This is a genomic window from Xanthobacter nonsaccharivorans (assembly GCF_043194755.2).
In the GTDB taxonomy this organism is placed as follows: domain Bacteria; phylum Pseudomonadota; class Alphaproteobacteria; order Rhizobiales; family Xanthobacteraceae; genus Xanthobacter; species Xanthobacter autotrophicus_G.
The window spans coordinates 3,369,849-3,381,470 of sequence record NZ_CM195526.1 but is presented as its reverse complement, the minus strand read 5'-3'; the positions used below and the strand labels follow the sequence as shown (position 1 = coordinate 3,381,470).

10 protein-coding genes are annotated in these 11,622 nt (G+C 69.3%); all 10 read left to right on the top strand.

Annotation, left to right across the window (positions count from 1 at the left end; all coding sequences use genetic code 11):
• Positions 1–35: 35 nt before the first annotated feature.
• The 10 genes from V5F59_RS15475 to V5F59_RS15430 all read left to right on the top strand — a co-directional run bounded on the left by V5F59_RS15475 (position 36) and on the right by V5F59_RS15430 (position 11,575).
• Positions 36–875, top strand: a complete 840-nt coding sequence (locus V5F59_RS15475) for a MetQ/NlpA family ABC transporter substrate-binding protein (RefSeq protein ID WP_393976100.1) — start codon at positions 36–38, stop codon at positions 873–875.
• A gap of 44 nt (positions 876–919) precedes the next feature.
• Positions 920–2,122, top strand: a complete 1,203-nt coding sequence (locus V5F59_RS15470) for an acyl-CoA dehydrogenase family protein (RefSeq protein ID WP_393976099.1) — start codon at positions 920–922, stop codon at positions 2,120–2,122.
• Positions 2,123–2,136: 14 nt separating this feature from the next.
• A complete protein-coding gene (locus V5F59_RS15465; RefSeq protein WP_393976098.1) occupies positions 2,137–3,552 on the top strand; it encodes an LLM class flavin-dependent oxidoreductase in 1,416 nt (471 codons plus the stop codon).
• Between the two features lie 54 nt (positions 3,553–3,606).
• Positions 3,607–4,467 carry an NADPH-dependent oxidoreductase gene (locus V5F59_RS15460; protein WP_393976097.1) on the top strand — a complete coding sequence of 287 codons (861 nt, stop codon included), beginning with the start codon at positions 3,607–3,609 and terminating at the stop codon, positions 4,465–4,467.
• 310 nt (positions 4,468–4,777) lie between these two features.
• Positions 4,778–6,130: an LLM class flavin-dependent oxidoreductase gene (locus V5F59_RS15455; protein ID WP_393976096.1), complete on the top strand. Its 1,353-nt coding sequence runs from the start codon at positions 4,778–4,780 to the stop codon at positions 6,128–6,130.
• Between the two features lie 387 nt (positions 6,131–6,517).
• A complete protein-coding gene (locus V5F59_RS15450; RefSeq protein WP_393976095.1) occupies positions 6,518–7,783 on the top strand; it encodes an ABC transporter substrate-binding protein in 1,266 nt (421 codons plus the stop codon).
• A 391-nt stretch (positions 7,784–8,174) separates the two neighbouring features.
• The gene (locus V5F59_RS15445) at positions 8,175–9,059 is read left to right on the top strand and encodes a branched-chain amino acid ABC transporter permease (protein ID WP_393976094.1); all 885 of its coding nucleotides are present in this window, start codon (positions 8,175–8,177) and stop codon (positions 9,057–9,059) included.
• On the top strand, positions 9,056–10,099 hold the full coding sequence (locus V5F59_RS15440) for a branched-chain amino acid ABC transporter permease (RefSeq protein ID WP_393976093.1): 1,044 nt from the start codon (positions 9,056–9,058) through the stop codon (positions 10,097–10,099). The genes V5F59_RS15445 and V5F59_RS15440 overlap by 4 nt, the downstream gene beginning before the upstream one ends.
• Positions 10,096–10,836 carry an ABC transporter ATP-binding protein gene (locus V5F59_RS15435; protein WP_393976092.1) on the top strand — a complete coding sequence of 247 codons (741 nt, stop codon included), beginning with the start codon at positions 10,096–10,098 and terminating at the stop codon, positions 10,834–10,836. Before V5F59_RS15440 ends, V5F59_RS15435 begins: the two co-directional genes overlap by 4 nt.
• Entirely contained in the window at positions 10,817–11,575 is a 759-nt protein-coding gene (locus V5F59_RS15430) for an ABC transporter ATP-binding protein (RefSeq protein ID WP_393976091.1), read from the top strand. The genes V5F59_RS15435 and V5F59_RS15430 overlap by 20 nt, the downstream gene beginning before the upstream one ends.
• Positions 11,576–11,622: the final 47 nt, after the last annotated feature.

Here is an 11,622-nt window from a genome sequence, read left to right as displayed (position 1 = left end):
TCGAGCCGCCGATTCCGCCGAACCTGGATGAACCCATGATCCGTCAGCCTCGTCCCCGTCTCTTTGCCCGCCTGTTCTCCCTCGCCCTCTCGGGCCTTGCCGCCCTCGCCGTGGCGGCACCCGCCGCCGCGCAGGCGCCGGCCGCCGACAAGCCCCTCAAGGTGGGGGTGTCCGCCGGTCCCTATGGCGACATCCTGCGCGAGGCGGCGCGGCTCTCCGCCCAGCAGGGGATCAAGGCGGAGATCATCGAATTCACGGACTGGAACCAGCCGAACGCGGCGCTGCAGGCCGGCGACATCGACCTCAACAATTTCCAGAACCGCCCCTACCTCGCCAACCAGGTGAAGACGCGGGGCTACCAGATCGTCGCCCTCGACGAATCGATCCTGGTGCCGGCGGGCATCTACTCGAAGAAATACACCAGCGCCGCCGACATTCCGGCCGGCGCCAAGATCGCCATCCCCAACGATCCCACCAATGGCGGCCGCGCCCTGCTGCTGTTCCAGAAGGCGGGCCTCATCAAGCTGAAGCCGGGCACCGGCCTCTACGCCAACGTGCTGGACGTGGCCGAGAACCCGAAGAAGCTCCAGATCGTCGAGATCGACGCCGCCCAGCTGCCGCGCTCGCTGGATGATGTCGCGGCCGCCTTCGTCTCCTCCAACTACGCCTATCTCGCCGGCCTCGATCTCAACAAGGCCCTGGTGGCCGAGACCACGGTGGAGGAGGCCAAGCCCTATTTCACCCTCGTCTTCGCTGCGCGCGACGACCGCAAGGATGATCCGAGGGTCCGCAAGTTCATCGAGATCTACCGCTCGCAGCCGGTGAAGGACTTCACCCTCGGCAAGTTCAACGGAAGCATCCTGCCCGCGTGGTGAGCGCCCGCCGCCCCGAGCCGATCCGCGCCAGAGGAGCCCCGCGCATGACCCGTTCGTCCCTTCTTCCCCGTGCCGCCGCGCGCCCGGCGGAGCCTGTCGACTGGCTCGCCCTCGCCGAGGGCGTCGCCGCCGCCCTCCTGCCCGATGCCGCCGCGCGCGACCGGGCCGGAGCTTCCCCCCGGCGCGAGCTGGAGCTGCTGCGCGAGGCCGGCCTTCTCGAATTGCTCTATCCGGTGGAGCTCGGCGGGGGCGGCGGCAGCTTCACCGATGCGCTGCTCGCGGTGCGGGCGATCGGGCGGGCGGACGCCTCCATCGCCCAACTGCTCGCCTACCACTATCTGCACCTCACCAATGCGGTGTGGCGGGCGAGCGCGCAGCAGGCGGCGCAGCTCACCCGGGCGGCGGTGGCGGGGCGGTGGTTCTGGGGCGGCGCCTCCAATCCGCGTGATCCGGAATCGCAGCTCGTCCCCGCCGCCGATGGCTTTCGCCTTTCCGGCCGCAAGACCTTCGCCTCCAACGCCGCGCTCGCCGACCGGATCACCCTGCGGGCCCAGCTGGGCGACGGCTTCGCGGTCATCGTCGTGCCCGGCGACCGGGCGGGGGTGACCCATGGCAACGACTGGGATGCCTTCGGCCAGCGCCTGTCCGAGAGCGGAACCATCACCTTCGAGGACGTGGCGGTGGCACGGGACGAGGTTCTCGGCGATGCCTCCGCCCCGCCGCCCGCGCGCACGAGCCTGGTGGTGCCGTTCCACCAGCTGCTCATCGTGAATTTCTACATCGGCACCGCGGAAGGGGCTCTGGCCGAGGCCAATCGCTACATCCGCGAGGTCTCCCGGCCGTGGCAGGCCTCGGGCGTGGAGAAGGCGAGCCTCGATCCCTACATCCTCGAGCACTACGGGAACCTCGACGTGGAGCTGCGCGCGTCCGTCGCGCTCGCCGACGTGGCCGCCCAGCGGTTCGAGACGGCGAGCGCCCGCGGCAACGACCTCGCGCAGGACCAGCGCAACCTCGCCGCCGCGGCCATCTATGCGGCCAAGGTGCATTCCGGCCGCACGGCGCTGGAGGTGACCTCGCGGATCTTCGAGCTGATGGGCGCCCGCGCCACCGCCGGGGCCTACGGCTACGACCGGTTCTGGCGCAACATCCGCACCCACACCCTGCACGATCCGGTGGTCTACAAGTCGCGCGAGGTGGGCAATTACGCGCTCAACGGCACCATCACGCCGACCCCGCTCTACAGCTGACGGTGGAGCCTGCCATGTCCCGGCCGAGAGAGATCCGCTTCAACGCCTTCAACATGGCCTCCCCCGGTCATACCTGGGCGGGCCTGTGGGCGCATCCGCGCGACCGCGCCTTCGACTATAACACGCTCGACTACTGGATCGATCTTGCCCGGACCGCCGAGCGCGGGCTCTTCGACGGCGTGTTCATCGCCGACGTGTTCGGCGTGTACGACGTCTACGGAAACAGCCCGGATGCGGCGCTCGTCTCCGCCGCGCAGACGCCGGACATCGACCCGACGCTCGTGGTGCCGAGCATGGCGCACGCCACCCGTCACATCGGCTTCGGCGTCACGGCCAACCTGACCTACGAGCACCCCTACCAGTTCGCCCGGCGGTTCGCGACGCTCGATCACCTCACCGGCGGCCGTGTCGGCTGGAACGTGGTCACCGGCTATCTGGACAGCGGCGCGAGGGGCATGGGACACGCCGCCAACCGCGACCACGAGGCACGGTACGAGGCGGCGGAGGATTTTCTCGCCGCCGTCTACAAGCTCTGGGAGGGCAGCTGGGAGGACGGCGCGGCGCGCCGCGACCGCGATGCCCGCATCTTCACCGATCCCGCCAAGGTGCACCGCATCCGCCATGACGGGCCATACTACCAGGTGGACGGCATCCAGCTCGCCGAGCCCTCTCCCCAGCGCACGCCGGTGCTCTACCAGGCCGGCACCTCCGGCCGGGGACGGCTGTTCGCGGCCAAGCATTCGGAGGGCATCTTCCTGAATGGCCAGACCCGGGCCATCCTCGCCGAGGCGGTGCGCGCGATCCGGTCGGCGGCGGCGGGCTTCGGGCGCGATCCCTACGACATCCGCATGTTCGCCGGCGCGACCGTGATCGTCGCGCCGACCCGGGCGGAGGCCCTCGACCGCCTCGCCGATTATGCGCAATATGTCCATACCGCCGGGCAGCTGGCACTGCTCTCCGGGTGGACGGGCGTGGACCTTTCGACGCTCGATCCGCAGGAGGCCATCGCCTACGTGAAGAGCAACGCCATCCAGTCCACCCTCGAAAACCTCACCTTGCGCAGCACCGAGCCGCTGAAGGTGAAGGACCTCGCGACGCTCAGCGCCACCGGCGCGCGCGCGCCCTTCATCGTCGGGGCTCCCGGCGAGGTGGCGGATGAGATCATCTCCTGGGTGCGGGACACGGACGTGGACGGCTTCAACCTCAACCGGCTGGTCTCGCACGAGACTCTGGAGGCGTTCGTCGACCTCGTGGTGCCGGAGCTCCAGGAGCGCGGCGTCTACAAGACCGCCTATGGCGAGGGGACGCTGCGCCAGAAGCTGTTCCCCGGCCGCGGCGCGACCCTCCCGAGCACCCATCCCGCCGCCGCCTTCCGTCGTTCCAGGGCCGTGGCGCCGGCCGAACCGGAGTCGCTTGCCGTCGGGGCCTGACCTTCCCCACGGCGGCCGCTCCCCGCCGGCTTCGCACCTTCACGGAGTTCCTTCATGTCTGCCGCACTCTCCGACCCAAGACCCGCCGCCCCCTCCGCCTCGCAGGCCCGTGCGCTGCTCGTCGATCGCTACGGCTCGGCGGAGGCCCCTGCGGGGCTTCTCCTCAACGACACCATCGCCGGCCTCTTGTCCCATCGCTCCGTCCGGGCCTTCTCCGATCGCCCTTTGCCGGAAGGGCTGATCGAGACGCTGGTGGCGGCGGCGCAGTCCGCGCCCTCCTCCTCGAACCTGCAGACCTTCAGCGTGGTGGCGGTGGAAAACCCGCAGACCAAGGCGCGCCTCGCCGAGATCGCGGGCGGCCAGAAGCATGTGGTCGAGGCGCCGCTGGTGCTGGTGTGGCTCGCGGACCTCGCGCGCCTTGAGGAAATCGGCCGCCGGGCAGGTCATCCCACCGACGCCCTGTCCTTCCTCGAGACGCTGTTCGTGGGCATTATCGACGCCGCGCTGGCGGCCCAGAATGCGCTGGTCGCGCTGGAATCCCTCGGCCTCGGCGGGGTCTATCTGGGCGCCTTCCGCAACCGGCCGGTGGAGGTGGCCGAGCTGCTCGGCCTGCCGCCCAACGTGCTCGGCGTGTTCGGCCTCGCCATCGGCCACCCCGATCCGGCGCGCCCCGCCGACGTGAAGCCGCGCCTCTCGCAGCGCCTCGTGCTCCACCGTGAGCGCTACGACGCGAGCCTGCCGCAGGCGGCCGTGGAGCATTACGAGGCCGCGCTCAGGACCTTCCAGAAGGGGCAGGGCCTGCCGGAGGTGGGCTGGACCGCCACCGCCCTCAACCGTGTGCGCGGCGCCGAGGCCCTGAGCGGGCGCGACCGGATCCGCGACGCGCTCGCCGCCCTCGGCTTCGGCCTGCGCTGAGGCGTCCGGTCGCCCTTCAAGCGCCCCGCCGGCTGCCGGTGCCCCCGCTTCGGGGTGCCGGTGAAGGACACGCGCTTTCCACGCCCGATGGTGGGCCGTGGGTCTGTCTCGCCCCGCAACGGGCGGGGCAGATCCGTGGGATTACGTAATATAATAAAATTGATTGATTTAATTTTTTGAATGGGAGAGCGTGGCCATCGGCCGGCTCCCGCGCCGGCCGCAAGCTGATTCCGCAACCGACCCGTGTTCCGGCCGTGCCGATCGTGCGGCACCACCGGCTCGTAGCGCTATCGCCCGTGGAGGCGAACTGATGACCAAGACCCGACAGATCAAGCTCGGCGCCTTCCTGATGACGGATGGCCACCACATCGCCGGCTGGCGGCATCCGCGCGCGCCCGCGAACGCCAACGTACGGGTCGACCATTTCCTGCGCCTCGCCCGCCTCGCCGAGGCGGCGAAGCTGGATGCCATCTTCCTGTCCGACTCCCTTGGCGTGCGCGACACCAATCTCGAGTCGGTCCATCGCACCTCGCGCAACGTGGGCTTCGAGCCGCTGACGCTGCTTTCCGCGCTTTCGGTGGTGACGCACAACATCGGCCTCATCGGCACCGCCTCCACCTCCTTCAACGAGCCGTTCCACATCGCCCGCAAGTTCGCCTCCCTCGACCTCCTGAGCGGGGGGCGGGCAGGGTGGAACCTGGTCACTTCGTCGGGTGAGGAGGAAGCGCGCAACTTCAACCTCGACCGGCACATCCCGCACGCCGACCGCTATGATCGCGCCCGCGAGTTCCTGGATGTGGTCAAGGGCCTGTGGAACACCTGGGAGGATGATGCCTTCATCCGCGACAAGGTCTCCGGCACCTTCTTCGATCCCGAGAAGCTCCACGTGCTGAACCACCGTGGGCGCCACTTCAAGGTGAAGGGCCCGCTCAACGTGGCCCGCTCGCCCCAGGGCCATCCCGTCGTGGTTCAGGCCGGAGCCTCGGAGGATGGGCGCGACCTGGCGGGCGCCAGCGCGGAGGCCATCTTCTGCGCCCACCGCACCCTCAACGAGGCCCGGGCCTTCTATGCCGACATCAAGACCCGTGCCGCCAATGCCGGCCGCAATCCGGACCATGTGAAGATCATGCCGGGCGTGTCGCCGGTCATCGGCCGGACCGAGGCGGAGGCGCGGGAGAAGTTCGAGGAACTCCAGTCCCTCATCCATCCGGCGGTGGGGCTGCAGCTGCTCTCCACCGTGATGGGGGTGGGCGACCTTTCCGGCTACGATATCGACGGGCCGCTGCCCGACCTGCCGGAGACGAATGGGCCGAAGAGCCGCCAGCAGCTGGTGCTCGATGCCGCCCGCCGCGACAAGCTCACCATCCGCCAGCTCTACCTTTCCATCGCCGGCGCGCGCGGCCACTGGCAGGTGGTGGGCACCGCCGAGCAGATCGCCGATGCGCTGGAGGAGCGCTTCGTGAAGGAGGGGGCGGACGGCTTCAACATCATGGCCCCGCACCTGCCGGGCGGGCTCGAGGACTTCATCGAGGGGGTGGTCCCGATCCTGCGCAAGCGCGGCCTGTTCCGCACCGAATACGCGGGCACGACCCTGCGCGAGAACCTGGGCCTGCCCTTTCCGGAGCACCACGCCACGCATCGTCAGGCCGAAGCTGCCGAATAGGCGAGGTCCTCGACAGACATGCGGGCGGCGGGCTGATGCGCCGCCCGTTCGGGGCCCGGCGCGGCATGGGCCCCGAGGGCGTCGCTCGTGGGGCGCCCGCCCCGCTGTCCCTCCAGATGCACGCGCACGGCGGCGCCACCCGTGATACGCCGCCGCCGGCCCCGGCATCCTGTGCCCCGGCGCGCCGGAATTCGGATCGCCGCGCGGCTTGGGGGCCGCGTCCCGCACCGAAGCGGCCGGACGCCACCGCACCACACGCGCCCCCGCATTCCTTCTCCGCCCGTCGAAGGTGCCGCCCCTGACGTCGCGCCAGTCGTGACCAGGGCGCGCTTGACTTCCGCGTCCCGATTAATGATATATCATGCATAATATAAATCGGGAGGAAACATGCCGCGCCTCGTCTTCACTCGCAGGGTTCTGCTGGGGGCGTTCGCCGCCGCGCTGGGCGTGTCCGGCGCCGCGGCGCAGACGGCCGCCCCGCAGGATGTGGTGGTGGGCTTCGTGCTGCCGCTTTCGGGCGGTTCCGCCACCATCGGCAACCAGACCAAGCTCGGCGCGCAGGTGGCGGCCGAACAAATCAACGCGGCGGGGGGCATCGCCGCGCTCGGCGGCGCGAAGCTGAAGCTGATCTTCGCCGACAGCCAGTCCAAGCCCGACATCGGTGCCTCCGAGACGGAGCGCCTCATCCAGCGCGAGAACGTCTCCCTGCTGGTGGGGGCCTACAACAGCGCCGTCACCTTCCCGGCCTCGGAAGTGGCCGAGCGCTACAAGACGCCGTGGATCGTCACCGGCGCCGTGAAGGACGAGATCACCGAGCGCGGGTTCAAATACGTCTTCCGCCCCAACAACAAGGCCACCTACGACGCGCGCGAGCAGCTCGACGCCATCGACCTCCTCAAGAAGGAGACCGGCAAGGGCCCCGCCACCATCGGCCTGTTCTACGAGGGCTCGGACTGGGGCCGCTCCCACGCCGCCAACATCAAGAAGTTCGCTGCCGAGCGCGGCTACAAGATCACCCTCGACGAGAGCTTTCCGCCCAACCAGGTGGACTTCACCGCCCAGCTCCTGAAGATCCGGTCGACGAAGCCCGAGGCGCTGATCGTGGTGGCCTACACGCCGGACCACCTGCTGTTCACCCGCCAGTATTTCGAGAACAAGATCAATATTCCCTACGGCATCCACTCCGTGGGCGGCGGCTCGGAGGATCCCTCCTTCTACAAGGCCGTGCCGCAGAAGGCGGTGGACTATCTGTTCGTCCAGGAGGACTGGCAGATCGACCGCCTGAAGAGCGACAAGGACCCCCGGGTGGTGGACGCCAACACCCGCTTCAAGGCGCAGGCCGGCTACGACATCAATTCCTACGGCGCGCAGGGCATCTCCAACGTCTACCTCATCAAGGACGTGCTGGAGCGCGCCGGCTCGGCCGACCGGGAGAAGATCCGCGACGCGCTGGCCACCACCGACATCACCTCGGGCATGCCGCTCATCGTCGGCTACCAGCGCATCAAGTTCGATGAGCAGGGGCAGAACACCTTCGGCCACGGCGTGATCTCGGAGAACATCGGCGGCGAGCGCCGCACCGTGTGGCCCGCGGAGAACCGCGCCGCCGACACCAAGCCCGTGTGGCCGGTTCCGGACTGGTCCGCCCGCTGAGGGCTGCGGCGTCCTCCCGGCCCGGCCCTCATGGTCGTGGCCGGGAGCCCGACCCGGCCTGCGTCTCCGGCGCGCGGAACCGGAGGTCTTCAGGTTGCCGATCCCGGACGCCCGACGGCACCTTCGACCGCCGCGGACCCGGGACCGCCCAGGACGCGCGCCGCGCCCCGGCATCGGCAGGCTTCACCGCGGCGATGGTGCCGCCAGGACCGGCGTCGGCACCTGAAGCCGGCACCCGAAGCCGCGCCTTGAGGCGGAGCCCGTGGACCTTGCGTGCAAGGCCGGGGGCGGCAGCTCTCCGCACCTGCGCGGCCCGGGCATCGGCCGTGTCACGCAGCCTCCGGGCCCGATCCCTTTTTCCGGCACCGCCATCCGGCCCAACGGAGTTGCCATGGACCTCTTGACCCTCTCCTTCGCCGTCATGAACGGCCTGCTGCTGGGCGGAATCTACGGGGGCGTCGCCCTCGGGCTCAGCCTCATCTTCGGCGTGCTGCGCGTCATCAACTTCGCGCATGGCTCCTTCCTGATGCTGGCCATGTATTGCTCCTACCTGCTGTGGGCGAGCCTCGGCCTGCACCCCTACGCGAGCATCGTCTTCACCGTGCCCTTCCTGTTCCTGGTGGGCTATCTGGTGCAGGGCGTCGTCATCTCGCCGCTGATCCGGCGCGAGCGCGCTCTGGTGGTGGAGCCGACCTCCGCGCTCCTGCTGACGGCGGGCGTCTATCTGGTGGTGGACAATGCCGTCCTCATGGCCTTCGGGCCCGATGTGCGCTCGGTGACCACCGACATCACCTATGAATCCATCTTCATCGCCGGCCTGCCGCTGAACATCGCCCGCCTCATCGGCTTTGGCGCGGCCATCCTCGTCGCCATTGCCCTGTCGTTCTGGCTGAACCACACGGACACGGGCCGCTCCATCCGCGCCACGGCGCAGAACCGCGATGCCGCCGCCCTGTCGGGCATCAACGTGCCGGTGATCTACAACGTCACCTTCGGCCTGGGCTGCGCCATCCTCGGCCTGTTCGGGGCGCTGCTGGTGCCGTTCTTCTCCATCACGCCCACCATCGGCCTGTCGTTCGGCATCAAGTCGTTCCTGGTGGTGGTGCTGGGCGGCATCGGCTCCATCCCCGGCTCTATCCTCGGCGGGCTGCTGCTCGGGGTGTTCGAGAGCGTCGCCTCCCAGTTCGTCACCGCCACCTCGGCGGCCATCTTCTCCTTCGGCCTCTTCATCGCGATCCTTCTCGTGCGGCCCGCCGGCCTCATGGGGCGGGCGTGAGGGACGGGCAGGGCCTGCGCATGCGCCACTCCTTCACCCTCACCCTCGGCCTGCCGCTCCTCGCGGGGGCCGTCGCGCTGCCCTTCCTGGCGAGCGACAGCTATGTGATCCACTCGGCGGCCATGGTGCTCTACTTCGCCTACATGGCCTCCGCCTGGAACTTCGTGTGCGGCTACGTGGGGCAGGTGTCGCTGGGCCATTCTGCCTTCTCCGGCATCGCCGGCTACGCCACCGTGCTGCTGTTCACCGGCCTCGGCCTCTCGCCCTGGATCGGCATGCTGCTGGGCGGCCTCCTGGCGGCGATCGTGTCGGTGCCCGTGGGCTACGCCACCTTCCGCCTGAAGGGGCCCTACTTCACCCTCACCACCATCGCTTTCGCCGAGATCCTGCGGATCTGGCTGGAGAATACGGACGAGGTGCTGGGGATTCCCCTGAAGGGGGCGCAGGGCCTCACCGTGCCCCCGGTGGGGGGCAGCAGCTTCTGGGCGTTCCAGTTCGACGGGAAGCTCGCCTATTACTTCATCATCCTCGCCATGCTGCTCATGGTGATGGCCGCCACCCATGTGATGGAGCGCTCGCGGCTGGGCTTCTACCTGAAAGCCATCCGCGGCAACCGCGACGGGGCCGAGGCCCTCGGCATCGACCCGACGCGCTACTGCCTCACCGCGCTCGCCTTCTCCGCCTTCTTGACCGGGCTCGGCGGGGCCTATTACGCGCAGCTGTTCCGCTACATCAATCCGGAGCGGAACATGGGTATCGACCTGTCCATCGACATGGCGGTGATGACCATCGTGGGCGGGCAGGGCACCGTGCTCGGGCCGACGCTCGGCGCCCTGGTGCTGCATCCGGTGGGCGAGGTGGTGCGCGCCGCCTTCGGCGGGCAGGTGCTGGGCCTGCATCTCATCATCTACGGCGTGGTGCTGATGCTCGCCGTGCTCTACTTCCCGAAGGGCATTATCGCGCCGCTCCGGCACTGGCTCACCGGTGGAAGCAGGGCGAAGGCACCGGTCGTCGCGGCCAAGGAGGCGCGCGGACAATGAGCACCTCCCGCATCCTGGACGTGGACGGCATCTCCAAGCGCTTCGGCGGGCTGCAGGCCGTCTCCTCCTTGTCGTTCCACATGAATGAGGGCGAGATCCTCGGCCTGCTCGGTCCCAACGGGGCGGGCAAAACCACCGCCTTCAACATGATCGCCGGCGCCCTGCGCACCGATACCGGGTCGATCCGGTTCGAGGGGCGGGACATCGTCGGCACGCGGCCCTGGGACATCTGCCGTCTCGGCGTCGCCCGCACGTTCCAGCTCTCCAAGCCCTTCGGCGGGCTCTCGGTGGTGGAGAACGTGATGGTGGGCGCCTTCGTGCGCACCGCCTCCGAGCCGGAGGCGCGCGCCGAGGCGGAGAGGGTGGTGGATTTCCTCGGCCTCTCGGCCAAGGCGCAGACCGATGCGGAGGACCTCACCGCCTTCGACCGCCGCAAGCTGGAATTGGGGCGGGCGCTGGCCACGAAGCCCCGCCTCCTCCTGATGGACGAGGTGGTGGCCGGCGCCACCCCCACCGAGGCGGCCGAGATGGTGGGGCTCGTGCGCAAGGTGCGCGACCTCGGCGTCTCCATCCTCATCGTCGAGCACGTGATGAAGGTGATCATGGGCCTGTCGGACCGGGTGATCGTCCTCGACTACGGCAAGCTCATCGCCGACGGGGTTCCCGCCGAGGTGGTGAAGCAGCCGGACGTCCTGAAGGCCTATTTCGGAGAGCGCTATGCTGAAGCCCATGTCTGAGGCCTGCGTTGCCCAAGGTGCGCCCGTGGGGGCGGCGCTGGAGGTCGCCGACCTGTGGGCCGGCTATGGCGAGCAGGACGTGCTGCGCGGCATCGACCTGACGCTGGAGCCACGCTCCATCGTCGCGCTCATCGGCGCCAACGGGGCCGGCAAGTCCACGCTGCTCCGCACCGTCTCAGGCCTCATCCGTCCGCGCCGGGGCGAGATCCGCCTGGGTGGGGAGCAGATCGGCGGGCTGGCGCCCCATCGCATCGTCGAGCGCGGCTTCGTGCAGTCGCCCGAGGGCAAGCAGCTGTTTTCCGACATGTCCATCCGCGAGAACCTGCTGGTGGGCGCCACCAATCCGCGGGCCCGGGCCCGGCGGGAGGAGACGCTGGAGGAGGTGTTCGACCTGTTCCCCATCCTGAGGGAGCGCCAGGCCCTGCCGGCCTCCACCCTCTCGGGCGGGCAGCAGCAGATGGTGGCCGTGGGCCGGGCGCTGATGGCCCTGCCGCGCGTGCTGGCGCTGGACGAGCCCTCCCTCGGCCTTGCCCCCATCATGGTCGATCGCCTGTTCGAGAGCATCGAGCGCATCAAGGCGCGGGACCTGACCATCCTCATCATCGAGCAGAACGTGTTCCAGGTGCTGGAGATGGCGGATAAGGGATACGTGCTGGAAAACGGGGTGGTGACGCTCTCCGGCACGGGCGCGGAACTCCTCGCCGACGACCACCTGCGCGCCAGCTACCTCGGGCTGTGATTTTTTGCAAAAGCACGACGCGCGCCGCGCACGGCCGGATCGCGACG

Coding starts and splice junctions, on each gene's coding strand:
- V5F59_RS15475 (WP_393976100.1), top strand. CDS start 36: ATGATCCGTCAGCCTCGTCCCCGTCTCTTTGCCCGCCTGTTCTCCCTC.
- V5F59_RS15470 (WP_393976099.1), top strand. CDS start 920: ATGACCCGTTCGTCCCTTCTTCCCCGTGCCGCCGCGCGCCCGGCGGAG.
- V5F59_RS15465 (WP_393976098.1), top strand. CDS start 2,137: ATGTCCCGGCCGAGAGAGATCCGCTTCAACGCCTTCAACATGGCCTCC.
- V5F59_RS15460 (WP_393976097.1), top strand. CDS start 3,607: ATGTCTGCCGCACTCTCCGACCCAAGACCCGCCGCCCCCTCCGCCTCG.
- V5F59_RS15455 (WP_393976096.1), top strand. CDS start 4,778: ATGACCAAGACCCGACAGATCAAGCTCGGCGCCTTCCTGATGACGGAT.
- V5F59_RS15450 (WP_393976095.1), top strand. CDS start 6,518: ATGCCGCGCCTCGTCTTCACTCGCAGGGTTCTGCTGGGGGCGTTCGCC.
- V5F59_RS15445 (WP_393976094.1), top strand. CDS start 8,175: ATGGACCTCTTGACCCTCTCCTTCGCCGTCATGAACGGCCTGCTGCTG.
- V5F59_RS15435 (WP_393976092.1), top strand. CDS start 10,096: ATGAGCACCTCCCGCATCCTGGACGTGGACGGCATCTCCAAGCGCTTC.
- V5F59_RS15430 (WP_393976091.1), top strand. CDS start 10,817: ATGCTGAAGCCCATGTCTGAGGCCTGCGTTGCCCAAGGTGCGCCCGTG.